Source organism: Kitasatospora sp. NPDC028055 (genome assembly GCF_040637885.1).
Lineage (GTDB): Bacteria > Actinomycetota > Actinomycetes > Streptomycetales > Streptomycetaceae > Kitasatospora.
Genome location: NZ_JBEZXE010000050.1, coordinates 30,131 through 56,613, shown reverse-complemented (window position 1 = coordinate 56,613; position 26,483 = coordinate 30,131). Strand labels below are relative to the sequence as shown.

The 26,483-nt window shown below is 73.6% G+C and carries 22 protein-coding genes; 9 read left to right on the top strand and 13 right to left on the bottom strand.

Annotated features, from left to right (window positions below; all coding sequences use genetic code 11):
* Nucleotides 1-131 precede the first annotated feature (131 nt).
* Nucleotides 132-593 (bottom strand): GNAT family N-acetyltransferase, encoded by a 462-nt coding sequence (locus AB0F71_RS33480; protein ID WP_360242691.1) that lies wholly within the window; start codon nt 591-593, stop codon nt 132-134.
* 98 nt (nt 594-691) lie between these two features.
* Complete coding sequence (locus AB0F71_RS33475; protein ID WP_360242688.1) at nt 692-1,483, bottom strand: VOC family protein; 792 nt, start codon at nt 1,481-1,483, stop codon at nt 692-694.
* 211 nt (nt 1,484-1,694) lie between these two features.
* Between AB0F71_RS33475 and AB0F71_RS33470 the strand changes: the two genes are divergently transcribed.
* The 3 genes from AB0F71_RS33470 (at nt 1,695) to AB0F71_RS33460 (ending at nt 6,706) form a co-directional block, all read left to right on the top strand.
* On the top strand, nt 1,695-3,929 hold the full coding sequence (locus AB0F71_RS33470; protein ID WP_360242685.1) for an ATP-dependent RecD-like DNA helicase: 2,235 nt from the start codon (nt 1,695-1,697) through the stop codon (nt 3,927-3,929).
* Between the two features lie 225 nt (nt 3,930-4,154).
* Nucleotides 4,155-5,444 carry a citrate synthase gene (locus tag AB0F71_RS33465; protein WP_030289141.1) on the top strand — a complete coding sequence of 430 codons (1,290 nt, stop codon included), beginning with the start codon at nt 4,155-4,157 and terminating at the stop codon, nt 5,442-5,444.
* 542 nt (nt 5,445-5,986) lie between these two features.
* Nucleotides 5,987-6,706, top strand: coding sequence for an SDR family oxidoreductase (locus AB0F71_RS33460; RefSeq protein WP_360242682.1), 720 nt, complete (start codon nt 5,987-5,989; stop codon nt 6,704-6,706).
* 129 nt (nt 6,707-6,835) lie between these two features.
* On the opposite strand, the gene AB0F71_RS33455 is transcribed toward AB0F71_RS33460, so the two are convergent.
* Together AB0F71_RS33455 and AB0F71_RS33450 are read right to left on the bottom strand one after the other, a co-directional pair.
* Nucleotides 6,836-9,160 (bottom strand): heavy metal translocating P-type ATPase, encoded by a 2,325-nt coding sequence (locus tag AB0F71_RS33455; RefSeq protein ID WP_360242679.1) that lies wholly within the window; start codon nt 9,158-9,160, stop codon nt 6,836-6,838.
* 62 nt (nt 9,161-9,222) lie between these two features.
* Nucleotides 9,223-9,441: a cation transporter gene (locus tag AB0F71_RS33450; RefSeq protein WP_360242694.1), complete on the bottom strand. Its 219-nt coding sequence runs from the start codon at nt 9,439-9,441 to the stop codon at nt 9,223-9,225.
* 303 nt (nt 9,442-9,744) lie between these two features.
* Here AB0F71_RS33450 and AB0F71_RS33445 point away from each other — a divergent pair, with 303 nt between their 5' ends.
* Entirely contained in the window at nt 9,745-10,833 is a 1,089-nt protein-coding gene (locus tag AB0F71_RS33445) for a PP2C family protein-serine/threonine phosphatase (RefSeq protein WP_360242676.1), read from the top strand.
* A 304-nt stretch (nt 10,834-11,137) separates the two neighbouring features.
* On the opposite strand, the gene dhaL is transcribed toward AB0F71_RS33445, so the two are convergent.
* Both dhaL and dhaK read right to left on the bottom strand, forming a co-directional pair.
* Nucleotides 11,138-11,767 (bottom strand): dihydroxyacetone kinase subunit DhaL, encoded by a 630-nt coding sequence (gene dhaL / locus AB0F71_RS33440; protein ID WP_360242673.1) that lies wholly within the window; start codon nt 11,765-11,767, stop codon nt 11,138-11,140.
* 11 nt (nt 11,768-11,778) lie between these two features.
* Nucleotides 11,779-12,774, bottom strand: a complete 996-nt coding sequence (gene dhaK, locus AB0F71_RS33435; RefSeq protein ID WP_360242670.1) for a dihydroxyacetone kinase subunit DhaK — start codon at nt 12,772-12,774, stop codon at nt 11,779-11,781.
* A gap of 141 nt (nt 12,775-12,915) precedes the next feature.
* On the opposite strand from dhaK, the gene dhaM reads away from it, so the two are divergent.
* Nucleotides 12,916-13,308 (top strand): dihydroxyacetone kinase phosphoryl donor subunit DhaM, encoded by a 393-nt coding sequence (gene dhaM / locus AB0F71_RS33430; protein WP_360242667.1) that lies wholly within the window; start codon nt 12,916-12,918, stop codon nt 13,306-13,308.
* A 6-nt stretch (nt 13,309-13,314) separates the two neighbouring features.
* Here dhaM and AB0F71_RS33425 read toward each other — a convergent pair whose 3' ends face one another.
* Nucleotides 13,315-15,027 (bottom strand): bifunctional 3'-5' exonuclease/DNA polymerase, encoded by a 1,713-nt coding sequence (locus AB0F71_RS33425; RefSeq protein WP_360242664.1) that lies wholly within the window; start codon nt 15,025-15,027, stop codon nt 13,315-13,317.
* A 190-nt stretch (nt 15,028-15,217) separates the two neighbouring features.
* On the opposite strand from AB0F71_RS33425, the gene AB0F71_RS33420 reads away from it, so the two are divergent.
* Nucleotides 15,218-17,242, top strand: coding sequence for a M3 family metallopeptidase (locus AB0F71_RS33420; protein ID WP_360242661.1), 2,025 nt, complete (start codon nt 15,218-15,220; stop codon nt 17,240-17,242).
* 54 nt (nt 17,243-17,296) lie between these two features.
* Here AB0F71_RS33420 and AB0F71_RS33415 read toward each other — a convergent pair whose 3' ends face one another.
* Together AB0F71_RS33415 and AB0F71_RS33410 are read right to left on the bottom strand one after the other, a co-directional pair.
* Nucleotides 17,297-18,757 (bottom strand): cellulase family glycosylhydrolase, encoded by a 1,461-nt coding sequence (locus AB0F71_RS33415; RefSeq protein ID WP_360242658.1) that lies wholly within the window; start codon nt 18,755-18,757, stop codon nt 17,297-17,299.
* Between the two features lie 113 nt (nt 18,758-18,870).
* A complete protein-coding gene (locus AB0F71_RS33410; RefSeq protein ID WP_360242655.1) occupies nt 18,871-19,497 on the bottom strand; it encodes a TetR family transcriptional regulator in 627 nt (208 codons plus the stop codon).
* 153 nt (nt 19,498-19,650) lie between these two features.
* Between AB0F71_RS33410 and AB0F71_RS33405 the strand changes: the two genes are divergently transcribed.
* Nucleotides 19,651-20,877 (top strand): acyl-CoA dehydrogenase family protein, encoded by a 1,227-nt coding sequence (locus tag AB0F71_RS33405; RefSeq protein ID WP_360242652.1) that lies wholly within the window; start codon nt 19,651-19,653, stop codon nt 20,875-20,877.
* Nucleotides 20,878-20,934: 57 nt separating this feature from the next.
* On the opposite strand, the gene AB0F71_RS33400 is transcribed toward AB0F71_RS33405, so the two are convergent.
* The 3 genes from AB0F71_RS33400 to AB0F71_RS33390 form a co-directional block, all read right to left on the bottom strand.
* A complete protein-coding gene (locus AB0F71_RS33400; protein WP_360242649.1) occupies nt 20,935-21,537 on the bottom strand; it encodes a hypothetical protein in 603 nt (200 codons plus the stop codon).
* Nucleotides 21,538-21,649: 112 nt separating this feature from the next.
* A complete protein-coding gene (locus AB0F71_RS33395) occupies nt 21,650-22,459 on the bottom strand; it encodes an enoyl-CoA hydratase/isomerase family protein (RefSeq protein ID WP_360242646.1) in 810 nt (269 codons plus the stop codon).
* An 84-nt stretch (nt 22,460-22,543) separates the two neighbouring features.
* Nucleotides 22,544-23,254: a TetR family transcriptional regulator gene (locus AB0F71_RS33390; RefSeq protein WP_360242643.1), complete on the bottom strand. Its 711-nt coding sequence runs from the start codon at nt 23,252-23,254 to the stop codon at nt 22,544-22,546.
* 169 nt (nt 23,255-23,423) lie between these two features.
* On the opposite strand from AB0F71_RS33390, the gene AB0F71_RS33385 reads away from it, so the two are divergent.
* The gene (locus AB0F71_RS33385) at nt 23,424-24,989 is read left to right on the top strand and encodes an MFS transporter (protein ID WP_360242640.1); all 1,566 of its coding nucleotides are present in this window, start codon (nt 23,424-23,426) and stop codon (nt 24,987-24,989) included.
* A gap of 149 nt (nt 24,990-25,138) precedes the next feature.
* Here AB0F71_RS33385 and AB0F71_RS33380 read toward each other — a convergent pair whose 3' ends face one another.
* Nucleotides 25,139-25,690 (bottom strand): GNAT family protein, encoded by a 552-nt coding sequence (locus AB0F71_RS33380; RefSeq protein WP_360242637.1) that lies wholly within the window; start codon nt 25,688-25,690, stop codon nt 25,139-25,141.
* 132 nt (nt 25,691-25,822) lie between these two features.
* Between AB0F71_RS33380 and AB0F71_RS33375 the strand changes: the two genes are divergently transcribed.
* Nucleotides 25,823-26,434, top strand: coding sequence for a TetR/AcrR family transcriptional regulator (locus AB0F71_RS33375; RefSeq protein WP_360242634.1), 612 nt, complete (start codon nt 25,823-25,825; stop codon nt 26,432-26,434).
* The last annotated feature ends 49 nt before the right edge of the window (nt 26,435-26,483 follow it).

Genomic DNA, 26,483 nt, shown 5'->3' with positions numbered 1-26,483 from the left:
AAGCTAAGCCTCACAGCGCCGATGGTACTGCAGGGGGGACCCTGTGGGAGAGTAGGACGCCGCCGAACAATCATTCAGAAAAGCCCCCGCCGGGTTCACCGGCGGGGGCTTTTCGCATTTCCGGGAGGATTTCAGAGCTTCCGCTTGAATCCGATGTGCGAGGCCGTGAAGCCGAGTCGCTCGTAGAACCGGTGCGCATCCGTGCGGGTCGCGTCCGAGGTGAGTTGGACGAGGTCGGCGCCGAGTTCGCGGGAGCGCTCGACGGCCCACTCGATCAGCTCGGTGCCGAGTCCGCTGCCGCGTTCCTCGGCGTGGATGCGGACGGCCTCGATGATCGTGCGGGTGGAGCCGGCCCGGGAGAGGCCCGGGACCACCGTGAGCTGGAGGGTGCCGACGACGCGGCCGGCGCGTTCGGCGACGACCAGGTGCTGGTGCGGGTCGCGGTCGATGCGGGTGAAGGCAGTGCGGTAGGGGGTCAGGTCGTCGGGGCTCTCGCGGGTGGCGCCCAGCGGGTCGTCCGCGAGCATGGCCACGATCGCCGGCAGATCGCCCTCGCCGGCCCGTCGGATCGTCAGAACAGCCGTTTCAGTCATGATCAGAGGATAAGGAGGCTCCAGAATCCGGCGGGTCCGATCTACGCCCGTAGCGTGCCTCCAGGGCCCGCTACGACCCACCACGGTCCGATGCCGGGTCACTCCCCGGGCCCGGCGCTGGTGATGACGGCGAAGACGGCGCCGTGCGGGTCCAGCAGCTGGGCGAGCCGGCCGACCCCGTGGAGGTCCATGGCCGGGATCCGGACCTTCGCGCCGAGCCGGTCGGCGATGGCGAGGCTGGCGTCCACGTTGGGGACCTCGAAGTAGGGGAGCCAGTGCGAGCCGGTGCCGCGGGCGGTGTGCTCGGGGCTGAGTTGGAGGATCCCGCCGTGTGCGTCGTCGGTGCCGCCGCCGACCGGGGTGAGCACGGTGTAGAGCGCCTCGCCGAGCGGGACGTCCTGTTCCTGCCAGCCGAAGACCGTGCGGTAGAAGGCCTTGGCCCGTTCCGCGTCGACGCTGTAGCACTCGGCCCAGCAGAGGCTGACCTGCTCGTTGACGACGTCCAGGCCGCGGGTGTGGTGCGGCTGCCAGACCGCGAAGTCGGCGCCGGTCGGGTCGGTGTAGCCGGCCATCCGGCCCGCGGTGAAGACGTCGAAGGGGGTGAACCGGACGCGGCCGCCCGCCTGTTGGACCAGGTCGGTGGTGCGGTCGGCGTCCTCGGTGGCGAAGTAGAGGGTCCAGGCGGGGAGTGCGCCCTCCTCGGTGAGCGGGCCGAGGGCGGCGACGGTGCGGCCGTCGAGCTGGAAGAAGCCGTAGCCGCCGGCTTCGGGGCCGGCCGAGTCGAAGGTCCAGCCGAACAGGGCGGTGTAGAAGTCGACGGAGGCCCGGGTGTCGGGGCTGCTCAGGTCGAGCCAGTTGGGGGCACCGGGGCGGAAGTCGGTGTTGAGCATGGCGGCACTGCTCCTCGGACGGGTCCCGTACGGGCGCGGGCGCGGTCGACGACCCCCTGGACCCTTTCAGCCTGGCACCTCGGTCGGGGCGGTGCACGGTGGGTCCGGCGGGCGGTGCACGGTGGGTCCGGTGGGCGGTCCGGAGCTGTCCGCGCGGGGCGGTACGGTGCGTAACGGAATGGTCCACCCGTACCGGTCGAAGGGGGCTCCGGTGGGCAAGCAGGCGCAGTCGGGGCAGGAGGTGCCCCGCCAGCTCGCGCAGGTCGAGGGCGTGCTGGAGCGGATCACCTACGCCAATGAGGAGACCGGCTACACGGTCGCCCGGGTGGACACCGGCCGGGGCGGGAACGACCTGCTGACGGTGGTGGGCGCGCTGCTCGGGGCGCAGGTCGGGGAGTCGCTGCGGCTGCACGGGCGCTGGGGCTCGCACCCGCAGTACGGGCGGCAGTTCACGGTGGAGAACTACACCACGGTGCTGCCCGCGACGGTCCAGGGCATCCAGCGATACCTGGGGTCGGGGCTGATCAAGGGGATCGGGCCGCGGTTCGCCGAGCGGATCGTCGAGCGCTTCGGGGTGGACACCCTGGAGGTGATCGAGAACGAGCCGGGCCGGCTGATCGAGGTGCCGGGGCTGGGGCCGAAGCGCACCAAGAAGATCGCCGCGGCCTGGGAGGAGCAGAAGGCCATCAAGGAGGTGATGGTCTTCCTCCAGGGGGTCGGGGTGTCGACCTCGCTGGCGGTGCGGATCTACAAGCAGTACGGGGACGCCTCGATCGGGGTGGTCCGCAACGAGCCGTACAAGCTGGCCTCGGACGTCTGGGGGATCGGCTTCCTGACGGCGGACCGGGTCGCCCAGGCGGTGGGCATCCCGCACGACAGTCCGGAGCGGGTGAAGGCGGGCCTGCAGTACGCGCTGTCGCAGAGCACCGACCAGGGGCACTGCTACCTGCCGGAGGAGCGGCTGATCGCGGACGGCGTGAAGCTGTTGCAGGTGGACGTGGGGCTGGTGATCGACTGCCTGGCGGAGCTGGTCGCGGCGGAGGGGGTGGTGCGCGAGACGGTGCCGGGGGAGGCGGGCGAGCCGATCACCGCGGTGTACCTGGTGCCGTTCCACCGGGCGGAGATCTCGCTGGCCAACCAGCTGTTGCGGCTGCTGCGTTCGGACTCCGACCGGCTGCCGTGGTCGGCGGACGTGGACTGGCCGGTGGCGCTGGAGTGGCTGGCCCGGCGGACCGGGGCGGCGCTGGCGCCGGAGCAGGAGCAGTCGGTGCGGCTGGCGCTGACCGAGAAGGTCGCGGTGCTGACGGGTGGTCCGGGCTGCGGCAAGTCGTTCACGGTGAAGTCGATCGTGACGATGGCGCTGGCCAAGCGGGCGAAGGTGGTGCTGGCGGCGCCGACCGGGCGGGCGGCCAAGCGGCTGGCGGAGCTGACCGGGGCGGAGGCCTCGACGGTGCACCGGCTGCTGGAGTTGAAGCCGGGCGGTGACGCCGCGTACGACCGGGACCGGCCGTTGGACGCGGACCTGGTGGTGGTGGACGAGGCCTCGATGCTGGATCTGATCCTGGCGAACAAGCTGGTCAAGGCGGTGCCGCCGGGCGCCCACCTGCTGTTCGTGGGGGACGTGGACCAGCTGCCCTCGGTGGGGGCCGGCGAGGTGCTGCGGGATCTGCTGGCCGAGGACGGGCCGATCCCCTCGGTGCGGCTGACCCGGATCTTCCGGCAGGCGCAGCAGTCGGGCGTGGTGACCAACGCGCACCGGATCAACGAGGGGAAGCCGCCGTTGACGGAGGGTCTGGCGGACTTCTTCCTGTTCGTGGAGGACGACACCGAGCGGGCGGCCGGTCTGACGGTGGACGTGGTGGCCCGTCGGATCCCGCAGAAGTTCGGCTACGACCCGCGCCGGGACGTCCAGGTGCTGGCGCCGATGCACCGGGGCCCGGCGGGGGCGGGGAACCTGAACACCCTGTTGCAGGGGGCGGTGACGCCGGCCCGGGAGGGTCTGGCGGAGCGGCGTTTCGGCGGGCGGACCTTCCGGGTGGGGGACAAGGTCACCCAGATCCGCAACAACTACGACAAGGGGCGGAACGGGGTCTTCAACGGCACAGTGGGAGTGGTGACCGCCCTCAGCGTGGACGACCAGCGGTTGACGGTGCTCACCGACGAGGACGAGGAGGTGTCGTACGACTTCGACGAGCTGGACGAGCTGGCCCACGCCTACGCGGTGACCATCCACCGCTCGCAGGGCAGCGAGTACCCGGTGGTGGTGATTCCGGTCACTATGTCCGCTTGGACGATGCTCCAGCGGAATCTGCTCTACACCGCTGTGACCAGGGCGAGGAAACTCGTGGTGCTGGTCGGGTCACGGAAGGCGATCGCGCAGGCTGTGAGGGCCGTCAGTGCAGGTCGGCGGCACGCCGCGCTGGATCATCGACTTGCTTCTGGATGATTATCCAACAGGATGGTTGCCTCTAATGTTCTCTTGACGTGAAGAGATTTACGGAAGAGCCTAGGGTGGTGCCGATCTTGTCCGGTTCGTACCGGCAGGGGCAGAAGGTTTTGTAGGGGCGGGCCCTTCCGGGCCACCCCGGGTGCGCGGCTGTCCTCCGGATGGGGGATGGTAGAGACAGTCAGGGCACCTTGGAAGAGGATTCATTTCGTCGGTGAGGAAGACGTGAGCGACAACTCGGTAGTACTGCGGTACCAGGACGGCGAGTACGAGTACCCCGTCGTCGAGAGCACTGCGGGCAACTCCGGCTTCGACATCTCGAAGCTGCTCCCGCAGACCGGCCTGGTCACCCTGGACAACGGCTTCGGTAACACCGCCGCGTACAAGTCCGCGATCACCTTCGTGGACGGCGACAACGGCATCCTGCGGTACCGCGGCTACCCGATCGAGCAGCTCGCAGCACAGGGCGGCTTCATCGAGACCGCGTACCTCCTGATCAACGGCGAGCTGCCCAACGCGGACCAGCTGGCGGAGTTCAACCGCGAGATCACCCAGCACACGCTGCTGCACGAGGACGTCAAGCGCTTCTTCCAGGGCTTCCCGCGGGACGCCCACCCGATGGCCATGCTGTCCTCGGTGGTCGGTGCGCTCTCCACGTTCTACCCGGAGAGCCACAACCCGTTCGACGCGGCCCAGCGCCACCTGTCGACCGTCCGCCTGCTGGCCAAGCTGCCGACGATCGCCGCGTACGCGTACAAGAAGGCGATGGGCCAGCCCTTCGTCTACCCGCGCAACGACCTGAGCTACGTCGAGAACTTCCTGCGGATGACCTTCGCCGTCCCCGCCGAGGACTACGAGCTCAACCCGGTCGTCGTCAACGCCCTGGACAAGCTGCTCATCCTGCACGCGGACCACGAGCAGAACTGCTCCACCTCCACCGTGCGCCTGGTCGGCTCCAGCCACGCCAACCTGTTCGCCTCGATCTCGGCGGGCATCTCGGCGCTGTGGGGCCCGCTGCACGGCGGCGCCAACCAGGCCGTCCTGGAGATGCTGGAGAGCATCCAGAAGGACGGCGGCGACGTCGACGCGTTCATCACGAAGGTGAAGAACAAGGAAGCCGGCGTCAAGCTGATGGGCTTCGGCCACCGCGTCTACAAGGCCTTCGACCCGCGCGCCGCGCAGGTCAAGCTGCTGGCGCACGAGGTCCTCGGCCAGCTCGGCAAGAGCGACGAGCTGCTGGAGATCGCGCTCAAGCTGGAGGAGCACGCCCTCAAGGACGACTTCTTCATCTCGCGCAAGCTGTACCCGAACGTGGACTTCTACACCGGCCTGATCTACCGCGCCATGGGCTTCCCGACCAGCATGTTCACCGTGCTGTTCGCCCTCGGCCGGCTGCCGGGCTGGATCGCCCACTGGCACGAGATGATCAACGACCCGACCAGCCGGATCGGCCGCCCGCGCCAGATCTACACCGGCACCGCGATCCGCGACTACGTCGAGCTCGACCAGCGCTGACGTCGCACCGCACCGAAAGGGGCCCGGCCGCTGCTGAGCGGCCGGGCCCCTTCGCGTCCTCACCCGCAGGCCCGGAAGGCCTGCGGGCGGGGACGGAACCGTACGGCGCACGACTCCGGGGCCGGCCGCGACCGGGGACGGCCGCTCAAAGCGTCCCTGGCCCGCCACAACCCCGGCGCCGTGCGCGAAGGCCGTCGAGAGTTCGACGACCGTTCCCGGGGCCCGCCGGAGCCCCGTCGGCGACAGCCCGCCGGCGGCGCGGGGACACATTGCCGTTGATCGTGCCCCGCCCAGCGGAAAAACTGCCGCACTACCAACCTAAGACGTATCAGGGTGCGAGAAGTTACGCCCGGGGGGTGTGAGCTGCCTCTCGCCACGCTCCGTAGGCGCCTCGTACCGCGCCCATATCACACCTTCCCTCGGGCGAGACGTCACCCTCCCCGCAGTCACGGCAACCGAGCGTGATAGGAATCGTGGCATTCCGGTACGGACCGTCGCGCCCCCTCGTCGCGCGACGGCGGAACTGGGGAGGGAGTGCGCAGATGTCCAGGAACGTCGTCGTCACCGGCGGTGGCACGGGAATCGGGTACGAAGTCGCGCGGCGGTTCGCCGAGGCGGGCGAGCACGTGGTGATCGTCGGTCGGCGCCGGGCCGTCCTGGAGAAGGCCGCGATCGACCTCGGGCCGAACGTCACCCCGCTGGTGTGCGACCTCGCCGACCCGGACGCCGTGGAGGCCGTGCTGGCGGAACTGCCCGAGCGGATCGACGTGCTGGTGAACAACGCCGGCAGCCGGGAGACCGTGGTCGGCGGCGGGCCGCACGCCCTGCTGGCGCGCTGGCGCGGCGACTTCGAGCGCAACGTGCTGACCGTGGTGCTGCTCACCGAGTCGATCCGGGACCGGCTCACCCCGGGCTCCGGCCGGGTCGTCACCATCAGCTCCATCGCCGCCCTGCGCGGGGCCGGCTCGTACGGTGCGGCGAAGGCCTCGCTGCACGCCTGGAACCACTTCCTGGCCGCGCAGTTGGGCACCTCGGGGATCACCGCCAACATCGTCGCGCCGGGCACGGTGGCCGGCACCGAGTTCTTCGGGCCGCGGCTGGACGAGGCCGAGGTGGCCCGCCGGGCGGGGCGCACCCTGCTCGGCCGGATCGGCGAGACCGGGGAGGTGGCGGCTGCGGTCACCTTCCTCGCCTCGCCGGAGGCCGGGTTCATCACCGGCGAGATCCTGCACTGCAACGGCGGGGAACTGCTGGGGCGTTGAGGTGCTGAGACGCTGATGCGTCGAGGCGTTGAGATGTGACGCGGGGCCCGGACCGAGGACGGTCCGGGCCCCGCGTCGCGTCGTCCGGTGTCCAGTGGCTGGCGTCCGGTGGCCGGCGTCCGGCCGGGCTCAGGCGGCCCGGAAGCGGCGCAGCCGGAGGCTGTTGCCGACCACGAAGAGCGAGGAGCAGGCCATCGCGGCCCCGGCGATCATCGGGTTCAGCAGTCCGGCGGCGGCCAGCGGGATCGCCGCGACGTTGTAGCCGAAGGCCCAGCAGAGGTTGCCCCGGATGGTGGCGAGGGTCCTGCGGCTGAGCCGGACGGCGTCGGCGGCGGCGCGCAGGTCGCCGCGGACCAGGGTGAGGTCGCCGGCCTCGATCGCGGCGTCGGTGCCGGTGCCCATCGCCAGGCCCAGGTCGGCCTGGGCGAGCGCGGCCGCGTCGTTGACGCCGTCGCCGACCATCGCCACGACCCTGCCCTCGGCCTGGAGTCGGCGGACCGTCGCCACCTTGTCCTCGGGCAGCACCTCGGCGATGACGTCCTGCGGTGCGATGCCGAGCTCGGCGGCCACCGCCTCCGCCACCGTGCGGTTGTCGCCGGTCAGCAGCACCGGGGTCAGGCCCAGGGCCCGTAGCTTCGTGACGGCCTCGACGCTGGTCGGCCTGAGCGAGTCCGCCACCTCCAGGACGGCCCGGGCCCTGCCGTCCCAGCCGACCGCGACCGCGGTGCGGCCGGCCGACTCGGCGGCGGCCACGGCGCGGGCCAGGACGGGCGGCAGGGGCTGGGCGAGGTCGGCCAGCACGGCCGCGCGCCCGGCCGTGACCGTACGGCCGTCCACGACGCCCCGCACGCCCCGGCCGGGCAGGTTGCGGAAGTCCCGGACCGGCGGCAGCCCGCCGAGGCGGTCGGCGGCGGTGGTGGCGATCGCCCGGGCGATCGGGTGCTCGGAGGCGTGCTCCAGGGCGCCGGCCAGGCGCAGCGCCTCGGCCTCGGTGACCTCCTCGGCGGTGTGCACGGCGAGCAGGGTCATCCGGCCGGTGGTGACGGTGCCGGTCTTGTCCAGGACGACGGTGTCGACCCTGCGGGTGGTCTCCAGCACCTCCGGGCCCTTGATCAGGATGCCGAGCTGGGCACCGCGGCCGGTGCCGACCAGCAGGGCGGTCGGGGTGGCCAGGCCCAGGGCGCACGGGCAGGCGATGATCAGCACGGCCACGGCGGAGGTGAACGCCGCGGTGGGGCTGTCGGTGGCCAGCAGCCGGCCGACCAGGGTGGCCAGGGCGATCAGGATGACCACCGGGACGAAGACCGCGGAGATCCGGTCGGCCAGGCGCTGGGCGGCGGCCTTGCCGTTCTGGGCCTCCTCGACCAGCTTGGCCATCCGGGCCAGCCGGGTGTCCGCGCCGACCTTGGTCGCCTCGACCACCAGCCGGCCGCCCGCGTTGACGGTCGCACCGGTGACGGCGTCCCCGACCCCGACCTCGACCGGGACGGACTCGCCGGTCAGCATCGAGGCGTCCACCGCGGAACTGCCCTCGACCACCGTGCCGTCGGTGGCGACCTTCTCGCCGGGGCGGACCACGAAGCGGGTGCCGACGGCCAGTTGCTCCACCGGCAGCCGGACCTCGCGCCCGCCCCGGAGCACGGTCACGTCCTTGGCGCCGAGGTCCAGCAGGGCGCGCAGGGCCGCGCCGGCCCGGCGCTTGGCGCGGGCCTCGAGGTGGCGGCCGAGCAGGATCAGCACGGTGACGGCGGCCGCGGTCTCCAGGTAGAGGCTGGCGGCGGGGTCGGTGTCGCCGACCGTGAGCGAGAACGCGTGGTGCATGCCGGGCAGGCCGGCGTGGCCCAGGAAGAGGGACCAGCAGGACCAGCCGAAGGCGGCCAGGGTGCCGAGCGAGACCAGGGTGTCCATGGTCGCGGCGCCGTGCTTGAGGTTGGTCCAGGCGGCGCGGTGGAAGGGCAGGCCGCCGTAGCAGACGACCGGGCCGGTGAGGGCGAAGGCCAGCCACTGCCAGTCGGTGAACTGCAGGGCGGGGACCATCGAGAGCAGCACCACGGGGATGCCGAGCAGGGCGCTGATCAGCAGGCGTTCGCGCAGCGGGTCGGCGCCGGGGTGGCCGGCCGGGCCGGGGCGGTCGCGGTGGGCGGGGTGGCCGCCTTGGGCGTGGTGGTCGCCGTGTGCGGGGTCGGAGCCGGGATCGGGGGTGGCGGGGGCCGGGGGCGGTGGGAGCTCGGCGGTGTAGCCGGTCCGCTCGACGGTCTCGATCAGCTCCTCGACCGTGACGCCGGGGCCGAAGTCGACCCGGGCCTTCTCGGTGGCGAAGTTGACCGTGGCCTCGACGCCGTCCATCCGGTTGAGCTTCTTCTCGATCCGGGCGGCGCAGGAGGCACAGGTCATCCCGCCGATCGACAGCTCGACCCGGCCCGGTGCCCCGATGCCGGGGGCGGAGGTGGTCATGCGGAGGGCTCCTTGGACGTGGTGGCGGGGGCCTGGGCGGGCCCCCGCCGTACCGGGGTGGCTCAGGCGGCGGGACCGACCAGCTCGTAGCCGGCCTCGTCGATCGCGGCGCGGACCTGCTCCTCCGCCAGCGGGACGGCGGAGGAGACCGTTACGGTACCGGCCTGGGCGTCGGCGGCGACCTCGGTGACACCGGTCAGCGCGGACAGCTCCTCGCTGATCGCCTTCTCGCAGTGGCCGCAGCTCATGCCGGACACGGTGTAGGTGATGGTGCTGGACATCGGGGCCTCCTGGAGGTCGGTGCGGGTGCTGGATCTCCTGCTCTCCAGCTCTTCGAACACCATACCCCTCTGGGGTATTTCCCGGCGGGGTGGGTGACGCGGATCGCATTGAACTTTATGACAAATCGGGCAATGGGGACGGATGGGAGTGAGGGGAGTGAGGTGGGTGGGGGTGGGGGTGGTGGGTGGTTCGGGGCCGTGATCGTCCCTTATGTTCGATATGTGTTCCCGATCCGCCGTGCCCAGTCGCCCTCGGCCCCCTCTGACGCCGGGCTGTCACCGGACCGGCGGCGCGGTGCCCTGATGGCCGCCGACCTCCAGGACGTGCCGTTCCGGTGGCGGGCCGCCCCGGCGCTGCTCGCCGTCCTGCTGGTCGCACTCGCGGACCTCCTCTCCGGCAAGGACCGGTACCTCGCACCGCTGATGACCGTCGTCCCGGCCGTCGCCGCGCTCACCCTCAAGCCCGGCGAACTGCTCGCCGTCTGCGCGGTCGGGCTGCTCGCCGTCTTCGGGCTCAGCCACTACGACCAGGTCGACAACATCAACGACGCCCGCTTCCTCTACGGTGCGATGGTCAGCTATCTGGTTCTGACGCTGTTCTCGGCCTGGGTCGCCAAGATCCGGATGCGGCGGGCGGCCGCCTTCGCGGCGGTCAGCTCCGTCGCCGAAGCCGCCCAGCGGGCCCTGCTGCGGCTGCCCGGGCCGGCCGTCGGGCCGCTGCGGCTCGCCGTGCGGTACGTGTCCGCGGCGGACGCCTCACGGATCGGCGGGGACCTCTACTCGGTGCTGGAGACGCCGCACGGCACCCGGGTCGCGGTCGGGGACGTCCGCGGCAAGGGGCTGGCCGCCGTCCAGACCGCGGCGGTGGTGCTCGGCGCGTTCCGAGAGGCCGCGTACGACGAGGCCGGGCTGCGGGGGGTCGCCTCGCGGATCGAGGCCAGTGTCGAGCGGCACGTGCCGGACGGGGAGTTCACCACGGCGCTGTTCGCCGAGTTCCGGCGGCCTGGGGAGATGGAGCTGCTCCAGTACGGGCACGTGGCGCCGATCCGGGTCGACGGTGACGGGCACGCGCACGTGCTCGACGCGCCGGATCCGTGGGTGCCGCTGGGCCTCGGGCGGCTGGCGGCGGGGGAGCCGACCACCTGGGGGCAGCCGTTCGGGGCGGAGGACGTGCTGGTGCTGTACACGGACGGGGTGATCGAGGCGCGGCACCGCAGGAGCGGGGAGTTCTATCCGTTGGCGGAGCGGGTCGGGCCGCTGGTGCGGGGAGCTGGGCGCTCGGCGGGGGAGTTGGAGGCGGCGGTGGGGCGGGTGTATGCGGATCTGCTGGCGCATGCGGGTGGGGAGTTGCGGGATGACGCGTTGTTGTTGCTGATTGCGTGGACGGACTGAAGGGGGCCGCTGCGCGGGGCTTTGGTTGGGGGGTGGGCTTTCGGGAGGGTGGGTGACGCCGGGGGCGGTTCCGGGGGTGGGCGCTCCGGGGGCTGGATGATTTTCCGACCGCCGACCCTCATGGTGCGGGGTGCTCGCCGTTGGCGGTCTGAAAATCACCCGTCACGCCCCCTTCCGCACCCACCCCCTCCACCGCCCCCTCCCGCAGCGCGTCCCTCTCGCCTTGGGCGGGTGAGGGGGAGGGGGTGGTGGGGGTGGGTGGGTTGGTGCGGGTGGGGTGGGGTTTTGGCGCCCGTGGGGGTGGTTAGTGGGTGGTGGTGGTTTGGGCGAGGGTGCGGAAGAGGAGGGCGGTGGAGGTGGCGCCGGGGTCCTGGTGGCCGGTGCTGCGGTCGCCCAGGTAGGAGGCGCGGCCCTTGCGGGCGCGGAGGGGGATGGTGGCGAGGGCGCCTTGTTCGGCGGCTTCGGCGGCGGCTGCGGTGGCTTCGGGGAGGTCGGCGCCGGTGGCGGCGGCGGTGCGGAGGGCGGTTACGGCGGGGGTCCAGGCGTCCACGATGGTTTTGTCGCCGGGGGTGGCTTTGCCGAGGATGCGGATCGCGTCCAGGCCGGCGGCGAGGGCCTCGGCGAGGGTGGTGGGGTCGGCGGGGCCGGGGAGGGCGGCGCCGATGGCGCGGAAGGCCTTGCCGTAGAGGGGGCCGGAGGCGCCGCCGACCTTGGAGATGAGGGTGGTGCCGGTCTTGGTGAGGACGGCGCCGGGGCTGTCGGGCCGGAGGCCGTCCAGGGCGGTGAGGGCGGCGGTGAAGCCGCGGTGGAGGTTGCTGCCGTGGTCGCCGTCGCCGATTGCCGAGTCCAGGTCGGTGAGTCGGGCCTCCTCCTGCTCGACGGCCGCGGCGATCGCGCGGATCCAGGCCTCGGCGAGGGTGGTGTCGAAGTCCATGCCGGCTCCGTTCAGGCGCGCTTGAGGGCGGGGGTGTCGACCGGGGCGTCCCAGAGGTCCAGCAGTTGGGGGTCGGCCTTGGTGAGGGTGAGCGAGAAGCCCGCCATGTCGAGGCTGGTGACGTAGTTGCCGACCAGGCTGCGGGCCACCGTGATGCCGTGCTCGGCGAGCCGGGCGGCGACCTCGCCGTAGACCACGTACAGCTCCAGCAGTGGGGTCGCGCCCATGCCGTTGAGCAGGGCGATCACCTCGTCGCCCGGGGTCAGGTGGTGGTCGGCGAGGATGGTCTCGACCACCTCGGCGGCCAGTTCGCGGGCGGGGCGGAGCTTCTCGCGGCGGCGGCCGGGCTCGCCGTGGATGCCGACGCCGACCTCGATCTCGTCCTCGGGCAGGTCGAAGCCGGGCTTGCCGGCGGCCGGGACGGTGGCGGCGGTGAGCGCGATCGCGAAGGAGCGGGAGGCGGCGTTGACCCGCTCGCCGAGGGCGGCGACCTCGTCCAGGGCGGCGCCACGTTCGGCGAGCGCCCCGGCCGTCTTCTCGACCAGGACGGTCGCGCCGGTGCCCCGGCGGCCGGCCGTCCAGGTGGAGTCCTCGACCGCGACGTCGTCGTTGACCAGGACGGTGCGGACCTCCAGGCCCTCCTCGGCGGCGAGTTCGGCGGCGAGCTCGAAGTTCAGCACGTCGCCGGTGTAGTTCTTGACGATGAAGACGACGCCGGAGCCGTTCTCCACGGCCTTCGCGGCGGCCAGCATCTGGTCCGGGACGGGGGAGGTGAACACCTCGCCCGGGCAGGCGGCGTCGAGCATGCCGGGGCCGACGAAGCCGCCGTGCAACGGCTCGTGGCCGGAGCCGCCGCCGGAGATCAACGCGACCTTGGGGCCGGCCGGGCGGGCGGCTCGGGTGATCACCCGGTTGGGGATGTCCACCGCCAGCTCGGGGTGGGCGGCGGCGACTCCGGCCAGGGCGTCCGCCAGGACGCTCTCCGGGGTGTTGATCAGCTTCTTCACTTCGCTCCCTTGGGTGACCGCGGGTGGACGCAACAGCCTGGGGCCGACGCTACGCCAGACGGGGGGTGGGGGCACGGGGTGCGACACGCGCGGTTCCGCTCACCCTTCCGGAGCAGTGGGGCGGGCCGTAGGGTCGGGCGCATGAGTGGACGGGTGGGCGTCGTTCTGGTTTCGCACAGTGCCAAGCTGGCCGAGGGGCTGCGTGAGCTGCTCGGCGAACTCGCCCCGGACGGTGTGCGGGTGGTGGTCGCGGCCGGGACGGAGGACGGCGGGCTCGGCACCAGCTACGAGCTGATCGCCGGGGCGGTCGCGGAGGCGGACGGCGGGGCCGGGGTGGTGGTGCTGCCGGACCTCGGCAGTTCGGTGCTGACCGCGGTGACCGTGCTGGAGGACGAGCCCAGGCCGGGGGTGCGGCTGGTGGACGCGCCGTTCGTGGAGGGTGCGGTGGCCGCCGTCGTCACCGCCTCGACCGGGGCGGGGCTGGCCGAGGTGGTCGCGGCGGCGGAGGAGGCGCGTTCCTTCCGCAAGCTGTAGCGGCGGTCACTTGGCGTCGGCGTAGCAGTCCACCACCGCGGTGCTGAGCGGGAAGCGCACCGGGGTGTCGCCGAAGACCAGCCGCCGGGCCTCGTCGGCGGACTCGGCGACGGCGGCGGCCACCTGCTCGGCCAGGTTGGCCGGGGTGTGCACGATCACCTCGTCGTGCTGGAAGAACACCAGGTGCGGGCGGTCCGCCGGGCCGGGCACGGGCAGTTCGCCCAGCCGTCGGCGCAGCGCTGCCAGCAGGGCGAGCGCCCAGTCCGCGGCGCTGGCCTGGATGACGAAGTTGCGGGTGAACCGGCCGCGGGCGCGGGCGGTGCGGCCGCCGGTCTCGCCGCCGGCGTCGGCCTCGGTGAGGTCCAGGAAGGCGGCGGAGGCCGGCGGGCAGACCCGGCCCAGCCGGGAGGTGACCACGCCGCCGTCCTCACCGGTGCGGGCGGCCGCCTCGACGTAGCCCATCGCGGCCGGGTAGCGCCGGCGCAGGGTGTTCAGCAGCGGGCCGATGTCGCCGCTGGTCTGCCCGTACATGGCACCGAGCAGGCCGAGCTTGGCCTTGTCGCGGTCGCCCTGGAAGGCCTGGGCGGCCAGCGACTCGTAGAGGTCGCCGCCGGCCGCGGTGCGGGCCAGCCCGGCGTCCTGGGAGAGCGCGGCGAGCACCCGCGGCTCCAGCTGGGCGGCGTCGGCGACCACCAGCAGCCAGCCCGGGTCGGCGACCACGGCGCGGCGCAGGATGCGCGGGATCTGCAGGGCGCCGCCGCCGCGGCTGGCCCAGCGGCCGGAGACCACGCCGCCGACCACGTACTCGGGCCGGAAGCGGCCGCCGCGGGCCCAGGCGTCCTGCCAGGCCCAGCCGTGGGCGACGTGGATCCGGGCCAGCTCCTTGTAGCGGACCAGCAGCCGGGCGGCCGGGTGGTCGATCTCCTTGAGCTCCCAGGAGCGGGTGGAGCCGAGCTGGATGCCGGCCTCGGCGAAGGCGCGCAGCACCTGGGTGTGCGAGTCGGGGTTGAACGGCTTGGCGCCGAGGGCCTGTTGGAGTTCGACGGCGAGGTCGGCGAGCACCCGGGGCTGGGTGCCGGGGACGGCCGGACGGGGGCCGAGCAGGTCGGTGAGCAGCCGGTCGTGGACGTCGGAGCGCCAGGGCAGGCCGTCGTGGGCGATCTCGGCGGCCACCAGGGCGCCGGCCGACTCGGCGGCGGCCAGCAGTCGGAAGCGCTGCCGGGCCGCTGGGTCGGCGATGGCGGCGATCCGCCGCTGCTGCTCGGCGTGCACTTCCACCACGGCGGCCAGTGGATCGGCACCGGGCGGCAGTTGCAGCCGGTCGGGGGCGAACAGGGTGTCCTGGCCGTCGTCCGCGTCGGACAGGCCGGGTTCGGGCAGGTCCTCCGGGACGGGCCGGCCGTGCAGCCGGGACCAGGCGGCGCCGAGTGAGCGCGGCGCGCCGAAGCGGCCCTCGTGGCCCAGCAGTAGCGCCTCGACCAGCCGGAGGTCGTGGCAGCGGGCGAGCCGGTCGGGCAGCCGGGGCAGCAGCGGGGCGTACCCGGAGTCCGCGGCGGCCCAGACCCAGCGCGGGCGGGTGGCGGACTCCAGGGCGGCGACGGCTGCGGCGAGGTCGCGGACGGCCTCCGGCGGGCCGAGCGGCCGGCCGGCGTCGTCGAGCGGCTGGAGGCGGCCGCCGGGGCCGTGCTGGTCGGGCACGAGGGCGGTTCTGGGGGCCACGGCGGGTGTCTCCTCTCTCCTGGGGCGCGTCCTGGCGGTGCTGCGGTGGGCCGGGGGTGCGGGTCGGGTGTGCGGGTGGGGCGCGGGTGTGCGGACCGGGGGTCCGCGCGGTCGACGTTAACGGGTGGGTCTGACAACGATGACCTGGGGTGTATGGGCACGCGGGAGGACACCGCGTAGGGTCGGCGGAATGACCGAGAACCCGTTCTTCGCGGCCAGCCCCCTGGTCTACGAACTGCCTCCCTACGCCGAGATCCGGGAGGAGCACTACCTGCCCGCGTACGAGCGCGGAACGGCCGAGCAGCTGGCCGAGATCGCGGCGATCACCGACGACCGGTCCGAGCCGACCTTCGAGAACACCCTGGTGGCCCTGGAGCGCTCCGGTGAGCTGCTGCGCCGGGTGGACGCGGTGTTCCGCAACCAGTCCTCCTCCGACACCACCGAGCTGCTGGACGAGGTGGAGGCGAAGGTCAGCCCGCTGCTCGCGGCCCACCACGACGCGATCCACCTGGACCGGCGGCTGTTCGCCCGGATCGAGGCGCTGTACGGGGACCGGGCCGCCCTGGGGCTGGACCCGGAGTCGCTGCGGCTGCTGGAGCGCTGGTACACCGCGTTCGTCCGCTCCGGTGCCCGGCTGGGCGCGGCCGAGCAGGACCGGCTGCGCGAGCTGAACGCCGAACTCGCCGCGCTGGGAACGACGTTCCAGCAGAACGTGAACGCCGCCACCCGTGCCGCCGCGCTGGTCGTGGACACCGCCGAGGAGCTGGCCGGGCTGTCCGAGGGCGCGATCGCCGGTGCGGCCGAGAACGCCCGGGTGCTCGGCCACGAGGGCCGGTACGTGCTCAGCCTCAAGAGCACCTCCGGCCAGCCCGAGCTGGCCCAGCTGGCCGACCGCTCGGTGCGCGAGCGGCTGCTGGCCGCCTCGCTCGGCCGGGCCGGCGCGGAGAACGGCCCGCTGGCGATCCGGATGGCGGGGCTGCGCGCCGAGCGGGCCGCGCTGCTGGGCTTCCCGAACCACGCCGCCTACGTCGTCGCGGACGAGACCGCCGGGACGGTCGAGGCGGTCTCCGGGCTGCTCTCCCGGCTGGTGGAGCCGGCCGTGGCGAACGCCCGCCGGGAGGCCGCCGAGCTGGCCGCGGTGGCGGCCGCGGACGGCGTCGAGGAGCTCGCCGCGCACGACTGGGCGTACTACTCGGAGAAGGTGCGCCAGGCCTCCTACCAGGTGGACACCGCCGCGCTGCGCCCGTACTTCGAGCTGGAGCGGGTGCTGGTGGACGGCGTGTTCTTCGCCGCCGGGCTCGCGTACGGGATCACCTTCACCGAGCGGCCGGAGCTGACGGCGCACCACCCGGACGCCCGGGTCTTCGAGGTGTTCGAGGAGGACGGCACCGCGCTGGGCCTGTTCATCGGGGACTTCCACGCCCGGGCGTCCAAGCGCGGCGGCGCCTGGATGGACGAGCTGGTGGGCCAGTCCGGGCTGACCGGGCGGCGGCCGGTGGTGCTCAACACCCTCAACATCCCGCGCCCGGCGCCGGGCGAGCCGGCGCTGCTGAGCTGGGACGAGGTGCGCACCCTGTTCCACGAGTTCGGGCACGCGCTGCACGGGCTGTTCTCGGACGTGCGCTACCCGCTGTTCGCGGGCACCGCCGTGCCGCGGGACTTCGTGGAGTTCCCCTCGCAGGTCAACGAGATGTGGATGGTCCGGCCCGAGGTGCTGGCCAACTACGCCCGCCACCACGTCACCGGGGAGCCGCTGCCGGCCGAGCTGGTCGAGCGGATGACCGCGGCCGAGCGGTTCGGGGAGGGCTTCCGGACGGTGGAGTACCTCGCGGCGACGCTGCTGGACTGGGCCTGGCACACCCTGCCGCAGGGCCACCGGGTCGAGGACGCCGAGGAGTTCGAGGCGCGGGTGCTGGCGGAGGCCGGTCTCGCCGTGCCGGCGATCCCGCCGCGCTACCGCACGCCGTACTTCCAGCACATCTTCTCCAGCGGCTACAGCGCCGGGTACTACGCGTACATCTGGTCGGAGGTGCTGGACGCGGACACCGTGCGGTGGTTCGAGACCAACGGGCGGTCGGTGCGGGACAGCGGCGAGCTGTTCCGGCGCGAGCTGCTGGCGCGCGGGTTCGGCCGGGACCCGCTGGAGTCCTTCCGCGCGGTGGTCGGGCGGGCGCCGGAGACCGCGCCGCTGCTGGAGCGCCGCGGTCTGGGCTAGTCACGCGGGTTGGGCCAGTCACGCGGTCCGGGCCGGTTGCGCGGTCCGGGCCGGTCAGCGTGGGGTGAGCGTCACCGTCACCGGTGTGCCCGGGCGGGCGTGCGGGAGCCGGATCCGTACGGTTCCCGCGCGGCCGTCCGCGGGCTGCTCGACCTCGGCCCGGGCGTCGGCGGGGGAGACGGCGACCCGGGTGCCGTGCGGGAACGCGGCGGGCGGCAGGACGAGTTCGCCGGTGCGGCCGCTGCCGTCGGCCGTCCAGCGCACGGTGGTGGCGCCCGCGGCGCCCCCGGGGGTGGTCCGGACGTCGGTGCCGGGGACGGCCGCCGGGTACGGGCCGAAGGCGGGGCCGTCGCCGGGGGCCGGGTGGCCGACGGGGTCGAGGGCGCAGTAGCCGCCGGTGCCCCGGCACCAGTACCACATCGTCCAGCCCTCGGCGAAGCCGTCCATCGCGGCGACCTGCCGGCGGACCAGCAGGGTGTTGCCGGGGGTGCGGGAGTCGGGCGGCCCCCACTCGCCGACCAGTACGGGCAGGTGGTGGGCGGCCGGGTAGCCGGTGATCGCGGCGGTGTACTGCTCGACGAAGCCGTCGGCGGGGTTCCAGTCGGCGCCGTTCTCCACCGCGGTGTCGTAGAAGTGCGGGGCGTAGCCGAGCCGGGGCGCGCCGGGGCGGGGGTCGGTGAAGCCGGGGAGGGCGGTGGGCACGCCCTGGCCGACCAGCACGGTCGGTTCGACGAACAGCCAGGCGCGGGAGTCGGCCTGGCGGACGGCCGCGATCAGGCGGCGGTACATGTCGGCGAGCCGGCCCTGTTCCAGGGCGGCGGAGGCGGCGGCGAGCACGGCCGGGTCGGTCGGGTCGCCGTCCACCGGGCCGAACGGCTCGTTGAACAGGTCGTAGCCCAACAGGGAGCGGTGGCCGCACAGTTCGCGGGCGAGCCGGGTGTAGAAGTCGGCCTGCCAGGCGCGCAGGTCGGGGTCGTCGTAGAGGTGGCGGAAGGCGGCCTGGACGGCGGGCTGGAAGTAGCCGGCGAACCAGTCCTTCGGGTCGGGGGTGAACGGCAGGCCGTCGTCGCGGGTGGCCCAGCGCGGGATGCCGTTGGTGCCGCCGCCGAACTGCGGCCCGTAGACGTCCTGGTGGAAGTCGACCAGGACGAGCAGGCCGAGGCGGTCGGCCCGGTCGAGGAGCGCCTGGATCCGGTGCAGTTCGGCGGGGTCGAGGCGGCCGCGTTCGGGCTCCAGCCTGGTCCAGGAGACCGGCAGCCGGACCAGGGTGAACCCCTGGGCGGCGACGGAGTCGAGGTCGGCCGAGGTGGCCTCGGCGTACTTGTCGAGGTTGAAGCCGCGCAGTTGGAGGCGGCGGCCCTGGTCGTCGGTGAGGGCGGTACGGCCGTCCGGGCCGGTGGCCGTGCCGGTGGGGAAGCGGGCCGGGTGGCCGCCGTGGGCGGCGGCCGGGGCGGCGCCGCCGAGGGCGGCGGTGGCGGCGAGCAGCAGGGCGACGGCGGTGCGGCACAGGCGCATCGGGGACCTCGCACGGCGGGGGGTGGGGGCCCGATGATGCCCGTGGCCGCCGGGCCGGCACAAGGGTCGTGCGCGGCCGGGGTCGGTGCAACTGCCCTGGGAGGACGTCGGGTTCAGTCGCCGTTCGGTTCGGCGGGGGTGGGCGGCAGGATGGCGGTGGGCAGGTCCGCGGCGGCGGCGAGCCGGCCCCACAGCAGGTCGGCCAGGGCCTGCACCATGCGGGTGCGCGTGCAGGGTCTGGTCTCCAGCCACCAGTCGCCGGCGGCCAGCACCATGCCGGTGATGCCCCGGCCCCAGGCCTCGGCGAGCAGGTCGCGGTCGGCGCCGAGGTCGACCTGGTTCTGCACGGCGCGGGTGATCTCCTCGGCGATTTGCCGCAGCGCGGGGGCGAGGGCGTTGCCCGCGCCGCTGGGGTCGCCGGGCTCGGGGTGGGTGAGCAGCCGGTAGACCTGGGGGCGGGCCTCGATCCCGGCGAGGTAGGTGTCCAGGACGTGTTCGACCCGGTCGCGGCGTTCCAGCGGTTCGGCCAGGGCGGCCCGGACGGCGGCCAGCAGGCCGCTGGTGTGGCGCTCGGTCAGTGCCCTGATCAGGCCGGTCCGGTCGCCGAAGTGGCGGTAGAGGATCGGCTTGGTGATGCCGGCCTCGGCGGCGATGGCGTTCATGCTGGCGCTCGGCCCCTCGCGCTGGATGACCCGGTCGGCGGCGTTGAGCAGCTGCTCGCGGCGGGGCTCTCGGGACATGCGCTGCTCCTCGGGATTCTGGGTGGCCTGGGCGTTGACACCGGTTACCAATCAGTAGCAGACTCCGACCATGTTACCCGGGGTAACACCCCGGTGGGTCGCATCGGGCGGCCGTGAACCCTGCGTCGTCACCCCTTCTGCGGAGGCTCCCCCATGAGCAGCACGTTCTCGCTGGACCCGGGCGCGGACCAGCTCGCCGTACGCGACTGGCTGCACGGCTTCGCCGCCGACGTGATCCGCCCCGCCGCGGCCGAGTGGGACGAGCGGGAGGAGACCCCCTGGCCGGTCATCCAGGAGGCCGCCAAGCTGGGCATCTACTCGCTGGACTTCTACGCCCAGCAGTACTTCGACCCCTCCGGCGTCGGCATCCCGATCGCCATGGAGGAGCTGTTCTGGGGCGACGCGGGCATCGGGCTGGCCATCGTCGGCACCACGCTGGCCGCCGTCGCGGTGCTCGCCAACGGCACCGACGAGCAGATCGGCACCTGGACCCCGCAGATGTTCGGCACCCCCGACGACGTCAAGGTGGCCGCCTTCTGCTCCTCCGAGCCGGACGCCGGCTCCGACGTGGGCGCGCTGCGCACCCGGGCCGTGTACGACGAGGCCAAGGACGAGTGGGTGCTCAACGGCACCAAGACCTGGGCCACCAACGGCGGGATCGCCGCCGTGCACGTCGTGGTGGCCAGCGTGGACCCGGAGCTGGGCACCCGCGGGCACGCCTCCTTCGTCGTCCCGCCGGGCACCCCCGGGCTGAGCCAGGGCCAGAAGTTCAAGAAGCACGGCATCCGCGCCTCGCACACCGCCGAGGTGGTGCTGGACGGCGTCCGGGTGCCCGGCAGCTGCCTGCTCGGCGGCAAGGAGAAGCTGGACGAGCGGCTGGCCCGGGCCCGGGAGGGCGTCAAGCGGGCGGGCGGCCGGGGCAATGCGGCGATGGCCACCTTCGAGGCCTCCCGCCCGGCCGTCGGGGCGCAGGCGATCGGCATCGCCCGGGCCGCGTACGAGGTCGCGCTGGACTACGCGAAGACCCGGGAGCAGTTCGGCCGCCCGATCATCGACAACCAGGGCGTGGCCTTCCAGCTCGCCGACATGCGGACCCGGATCGACGCGGCCCGGCTGCTGGTCTGGCGGGCGTCCTGGATGGCCGCCAACAACCAGCCGTTCACCGCGGCCGAGGGCTCGATGTCCAAGCTGTACGCGGGCGAGACGGCCAAGTTCGTCACCGCGCAGGCGATGCAGATCCTCGGCGGCAACGGCTTCACCCGGGAGTACCCGGTGGAGCGGATGCACCGGGACAGCGCGATCTACTCGATCTTCGAGGGGACCAGCGAGATCCAGCGGCTGGTGATCGCCCGGGCGGTCTCGGGGATGCCGATCCGCTAGCGGGGGACGGGCCGGGACTGCCGAGCCTGACGGCCTAGACGGGACTGCCGGGCCTGGCTATCGGGCCAGCCAGAAGGTCAGCCCGGCGGAGAGGGAGCCGACCACCGCGCCGACGATCGTCTGCGCGGTGGTGTGGTCCCGCAGCACCACCCGGGACCAGCCGATCACCGCGACCAGCGGGTAGAGCAGCAGCCACAGCGGGCCGAGCGCGATGCCGAGGCAGGCCACCGCGCCGGCCGCCACGGCGGTGTGCACGGAGACCTTCCACCAGACGGTGATCGCCAGGATCGGCACCAGCGAGGCGAACATCGCCGCCACCATCGCGGTGAGGTCGCGCGGGGCGTGCGCCAGGATCATCACCGCGAAGCTGACGGCGACCGAGCCCATGATGAACGGGATGACGGTCAGCCGGCGCTGGCGGTGGCCGACGTGGCGGTCCTCCAGGGTGCCCTTGCGGATGCCGCGCTGGATGAACAGGGTCGGGATGACGGCCGCGAACAGTGCGGCGAAGGCGGCCCAGCCGAGGCCGGACCAGCCGTAGCGCAGGCCGCCGATCAGCAGGCAGACCGCGATGATCACGTTCTTCGGCTCGACGCCGTCGGTGACCCGGCGGGCCCAGGTCGTCCGGCTGGTGGGGGCGGTCGTGGCCTCGGTGGTCATCGGGGTGGGTGCTCCGGGTGGGGAAGGGCGGTCGACGGCTCGGCGTCGGTCCGATGATCGTACGTGAGTGGGCGGTGCTGCCGTCCGTGCGGAGGGCCCGCCGGCTTGCGGCTCAGAACCGCGCCGGGCGGCCCGCCAGGAACGCGGCCAGCCCCTCGTGCACGTCCGAGGCCTCCCGCGAGCGCCGCTCCCAGGGCTCCAGCGCCTCGGCCGCCCGCTCCGCCGGGACGGCCAGCGCGGCCTTCACCGCGCCGATCGTCTGGGTCGAGCGGGTGGTCAGCAGCCGGGCGAACTCCAAGGCGGCGGCGTCCAGTTCGGCGTCCGGCAGGACCCGCTCGGCGAGGCCCAGCGGCAGCGCGTCCCGGCCGCGCACCAACTCGCCGGAGAACAGCAGGTACTTGGCCCGGGCCGGACCCACCAGCCGGGCCAGCCGCAGGGTCGGCACCGCCGGGTAGACCACACCGAGCTTGGCCGGGGTGATCCCCAGCCGGGCGTCCTCGGCGACGAAGCGCAGGTCGCAGGCGACGGCCAGCTGGCAGCCGCCGCCCACGCAGGCGCCGTGCACCACGGCGAGGGTCGGGTGCGGGAAGGCCGCGAGCGCCTCCTCGGCGGCCACGTTGACCGCGTGGTACGCGTCCGCGCGCTGCGGATTGCTGTACACCTCGGCGAGTTCGGTGATGTCCGCGCCCGCGCTGAAGGTGTTCCCGGCGCCGGTCAGCAGCAGGGCCCGTACGCCCGGCCGCTCGGCGAGCCGGTCCAGCACCTCGGGCAGCGCCCGCCAGATCGCCAGGGTCACCGCGTTGCGGCGGTGCGGGCGGGCGAACTCCAGGACGGCGACGCCGTCCTCGCCGACGTACGCGTTCAGGCCCTCGGCCCGGGTGGGCAGGGCGGAGCGGTCCCGCGTGAGCAGTGGCTGGTCCATGCGCACCTCCGGCGTCGGTCGTGGTGCGCCCACTCTCTCAGGCCGGTCCGGCGCTCTTTCGGGCCGGGCCGGTCCGGTCCTCGGTCAGGCGGCGCCTGCGCCCGGTCGGGCCGGGCCCGCGCAGTACGTGCCGAGGCCGTGTTCGACCACGGCGAAGGCGCGCCGGGCCTCGTCGAGGGCGCCGGGCAGGGCGTCCGCGGCGCGCTCACCGGCCAGCATCCGCAGGTGGTTGCCGGCGATCAGGGTGAGCCGGACGGCGAGCAGCTGGGCGGCCGCGACCCGGGCGGTCAGCTCGTCATGGGCCGGGTCCTGCCGGCGCAGTTCGTCGGCGAGCAGGCTCTGGGCGCGCCGGTCGAAGGCCGAGGTGGCGCGCAGGGCCAGCGACGGGGTGGCGTGGATCAGCCGGATCACGTCCAGCACCACCGCGTCGTCGTTCAGGCCGGTGGCCGGGTCCCGGCGCTCCAGGGCGGCCAGGAAGTGCTCGCGCAGCGCCGTCACCGCCGAGGTGCCCGGGGCGCGGTCGCGCACCACCCGGGCGGGCTCGTCGAGGTGCTGCTCCACCGGCCCGAGGACCAGGTCCTCCTTGGTCGGGAAGTAGTTGAACACGGTCATCTTGGAGACCTCGGCGGCGGCCGCGATCTCGGCCACCGAGACCTGGTCGAAGCCCCGTTCGACGAACAGGCCGATGGCCGTGCGGAAGATCCGGCTGCCGGTCTGGATCTTCTTGCGCTCGCGCAGCGGCAGGGCGTCGAGGTCGCGGTCGGGGCCGAGGTCCAAGCCGTGGTGGGTCGCCATGCGAAGACTGTACCAGGATCAAAGCTAGACCGAGCAGAAAGATGTGCCTGGCTGAAAGATTGGTCCAGATGAAGAATTGACCCGGTCCAAAGTTGCTGCCATGGTTGGTGCCGAGCCCGCCGGACCGCACCGGTCGGGGCCGACTCCACACACCCGGGGGGACTTCCCGATGGCAACCGCTGCCCCGCTCACACCCGGCCCGGCCGGATCCACCCTGATGACCACCGCCCAGCGCCAACTCGCCATGCTGCTCTGCCTGGTGACGATCGTGCTGGCCGTGCTCGACTCCAACATCGTCTCGGCGGCCACCGTGCCGATCGTCCGCGACCTCGACCCGGTCCACGGCGTCGACCGGCTGCCCTGGATGGTCAGCGCCTTCTCGCTGGCGGCCACCGCGCTGCTCCCGCTCTACGGCAAGCTCTGCGACGTGTACGGCGCCAAGCGGGTGCTGCTGGGCGCGGTCGGCACCTTCCTGTTCGGCTCGGTGCTCTGCGGGGCCGCGCAGTCGATGGGCGAACTGATCGCCTTCCGGGCCGTCCAGGGCATCGGCGGCGGCGGGCTGATGAGCGTGACCATGGTGGTGATGGCCCAGCTCCAGGATCCGGAGGAGCGCAGGGGCGGCAAGGGCGGTGCGATGGGCGGCATCGTCGCCGGGCTCGGCATGGCGGTCGGCCCGCTGGTCGGCGCGCTGTTCACCGACCACCTCGGCTGGCGCTGGATCTTCTACGTCAACGTGCCGCTCGGCCTGCTCGTCCTGGCCGGCTTCGCCCTGGTGGTCAAGCTGCCGCGCAACCTCGGCCGGCGCGGCCTGGACTTCCTCGGCGCCACCCTGGCCGGCGCCTTCGCCACCGGGCTGCTGCTGGTCACCGAGTGGGGCGGCAAGGACTACGCCTGGACGTCCCCGGTGATCCTCGGGCTCTGCGCCGCCACCCTGGCCTCGCTCGGGCTCTTCCTGTGGCGCCAGGCCACCGCCGCCGAGCCGGTGCTCCCGCTCTCGCTGTTCCGGATCCCGGTGGTGCGGATCGGCTTCGCGGTCCAGGGCCTGGTCGGGACGGGCATGGTGGGCGCGATCGTCTACGTGATGCTCTACCTGCAGATCGCCCGGGGGGTCGCCGCGACCACGGCCAGCCTCTTCCTGATGCCGATGGCCGCCGGGATGACCGGCGTCGGCCTGCTCGCCACCCGGCTGATCGCCTGCGGCCACCGGCCGCGCACCTTCCTGATCGTCGGCTCGGGCGTCTCGGTGCTCGCCCTGGCCCTGCTCGGGCTCAGCGGCCCGGACACCCCGCTGTGGGCGGTGGGCGCCGAACTCGCCCTGCTCGGCGCCGGGTTCGGGCAGCTGATCGGGCAGCTGATCACCATGGTGCAGGACACCGCCCCGCGCGAGCAGCTCGGCGTCGCCACGACCGGCGTCCGGTTCTTCCAGACCCTCGGCAACGCGCTCGGCGCGGCGCTCTTCGGCACGGTGCTGACCCGGGTGTTCGAGGCCGCTGAGCCCGGACGCTCCCTCTCCACGGTGCGCACGCTGACCGGTGCGGCCCGGGAGCACGCGCTGCGGAGCTTCACGGACGCCGTGGACGTGGTCTTCCTGTCGGCGGGCGGGGTGATGGTCCTGGTGCTGCTGCTGGCGCTGCGGCTGCGCACGGCGGAGCGGGCTGCGGCCACCGAGGCCGGGGAGGCCACGGCGACCACGGAGGCGTCCGCGGCGGCCGACGGCCCGGTGCTGGCGGCCTGAGCCAGCCACTGAGGCCCGGCGGGGGAGCCCGGCGCGGGGATTCCGGCGGGGGCGGACGGCGGAGCGGGGCTCGGTGGACCCACGGGGGTGTCCACCGGGCCCCGCTGCGGCTTTCCCGTACGGGCGTCGAGAGGAGGGCCCCGCGGCCGTCAGGCCTCGGTGGCGGTGTGCTCCGAGGCCAGGATCGCCCAGATCTCCTTGTCGTGGCGGACGCCGTTGTGCAGGAACCACTCCCGCAGCACGCCCTCCCGCTGCATCCCGACCCGCTGGGCCACCGCCCGGCTGCGGGCGTTGGCGGCCGAGCACCACCATTCGGCGCGGTGCAGGCCGCGGGTGGTGAAGGCGTAGTCGAGCAGCCGGCGGACGGCGGCGGTGATCAGCCCGCCGCCCTCGCCGGCCGGTTCGGTCCAGGCGCCGATCTCGCAGTTGCCGCTCCTGGTGTCGAAGTGCACGAACATCACGCCGCCGACCAGCGTGCCGTCGCGCCAGATGCCGTAGATCCGGCTGGAGTCGGCGGCCTGGCCGTCGGCGTAGCGCTGCAGGGTGGCGCGGGCCGAGTCCAGGTCGGTGGTGCGGGTGGCCCACGGGATCCACGGGTCGGTGTGGGCGCGGGCGCGGTCGATGTGGGCCAGGAACTCGGGGGCCTGCCAGGGCTCCAGCGGGCGCAGTTCGGCGTTCTCGGCGAGCGGGACGGAAAACACGGGCGGGCCTCTCGGGGTGGTGCGGCGGGTGTGGGGGCGGATGTGCGACGGGTGTGCGGTGGGCGTGTGGTGGCTGTGCGGTGGGCTGTTCGGATCATTCATAACAAACGTTTGGTATGTACGATAGCCCCCATGACGCCAGCCCGTGGAGACCATGACGCCCGCCGCTCGGAAGTCTCCGAGGGGGTGTGGCGGGTGCTCTCCGCCAAGGGTTTCGAGGGGCTGACGCTGCGCGCGGTGGCGGCCGAACTGGGCGCCTCCACCGGGCTGCTGACGCACTACTTCCCGAACAAGCGGGCGCTGCTGAGCCACGCCCTGGAGGAGCTCGACCGCCGCTCCGCCGCCCGGCCCCGGCGGCTGGCCCCCGCCGACGGCACCCCGCCGCCGCCCGAGGGGCTGGCCCGACTGCGGGCCGCGCTGCTCGACGTGCTGCCCCTGGACGAGGCCACCGAGTCCGGCAACCGGATCTGGGTCAGCTCCTGGGACGTCGCCCTGGCGGACCCGGAGCTGGCGGCTGCGCACGCCGGGCGCTACGCCCGGTCGCGGGTGGCGCTCACGGCGCACGTGGCGGACGCCCAGCGGCTCGGCGAGCTCCCGGCCGGCGCCGATCCCGCCGGTCTCGCGGCGGGTGCGCAGGCCTTCGTGCTGGGGCTGGTGGTGCAGTCGCTGTTCGCCCCGGCGGAGTTCCCGGCGGAACGGCAGATCGCGCTGCTCGACGCCTATCTGGCGGGGTTGGCCGGTTAGTCCGTCCTGGCCGGCGGAAGTTCGGGCGGAGGCCCGCGGCAGTTCGGCC

Excerpts from the sequence above, each read along its gene's own strand:
- AB0F71_RS33480 (WP_360242691.1), bottom strand. The coding sequence starts at position 593 with ATGACTGAAACGGCTGTTCTGACGATCCGACGGGCCGGCGAGGGCGAT.
- AB0F71_RS33475 (WP_360242688.1), bottom strand. The coding sequence starts at position 1,483 with ATGCTCAACACCGACTTCCGCCCCGGTGCCCCCAACTGGCTCGACCTG.
- AB0F71_RS33460 (WP_360242682.1), top strand. The coding sequence starts at position 5,987 with ATGTCCAGGAACGTCGTCGTCACCGGCGGTGGCACGGGAATCGGGTAC.
- AB0F71_RS33455 (WP_360242679.1), bottom strand. The coding sequence starts at position 9,160 with ATGACCACCTCCGCCCCCGGCATCGGGGCACCGGGCCGGGTCGAGCTG.
- AB0F71_RS33450 (WP_360242694.1), bottom strand. The coding sequence starts at position 9,441 with ATGTCCAGCACCATCACCTACACCGTGTCCGGCATGAGCTGCGGCCAC.
- AB0F71_RS33445 (WP_360242676.1), top strand. The coding sequence starts at position 9,745 with ATGGCCGCCGACCTCCAGGACGTGCCGTTCCGGTGGCGGGCCGCCCCG.
- dhaL (WP_360242673.1), bottom strand. The coding sequence starts at position 11,767 with ATGGACTTCGACACCACCCTCGCCGAGGCCTGGATCCGCGCGATCGCC.
- dhaM (WP_360242667.1), top strand. The coding sequence starts at position 12,916 with ATGAGTGGACGGGTGGGCGTCGTTCTGGTTTCGCACAGTGCCAAGCTG.
- AB0F71_RS33420 (WP_360242661.1), top strand. The coding sequence starts at position 15,218 with ATGACCGAGAACCCGTTCTTCGCGGCCAGCCCCCTGGTCTACGAACTG.
- AB0F71_RS33415 (WP_360242658.1), bottom strand. The coding sequence starts at position 18,757 with ATGCGCCTGTGCCGCACCGCCGTCGCCCTGCTGCTCGCCGCCACCGCC.
- AB0F71_RS33410 (WP_360242655.1), bottom strand. The coding sequence starts at position 19,497 with ATGTCCCGAGAGCCCCGCCGCGAGCAGCTGCTCAACGCCGCCGACCGG.
- AB0F71_RS33405 (WP_360242652.1), top strand. The coding sequence starts at position 19,651 with ATGAGCAGCACGTTCTCGCTGGACCCGGGCGCGGACCAGCTCGCCGTA.
- AB0F71_RS33400 (WP_360242649.1), bottom strand. The coding sequence starts at position 21,537 with ATGACCACCGAGGCCACGACCGCCCCCACCAGCCGGACGACCTGGGCC.
- AB0F71_RS33395 (WP_360242646.1), bottom strand. The coding sequence starts at position 22,459 with ATGGACCAGCCACTGCTCACGCGGGACCGCTCCGCCCTGCCCACCCGG.
- AB0F71_RS33390 (WP_360242643.1), bottom strand. The coding sequence starts at position 23,254 with ATGGCGACCCACCACGGCTTGGACCTCGGCCCCGACCGCGACCTCGAC.
- AB0F71_RS33385 (WP_360242640.1), top strand. The coding sequence starts at position 23,424 with ATGGCAACCGCTGCCCCGCTCACACCCGGCCCGGCCGGATCCACCCTG.
- AB0F71_RS33375 (WP_360242634.1), top strand. The coding sequence starts at position 25,823 with ATGACGCCAGCCCGTGGAGACCATGACGCCCGCCGCTCGGAAGTCTCC.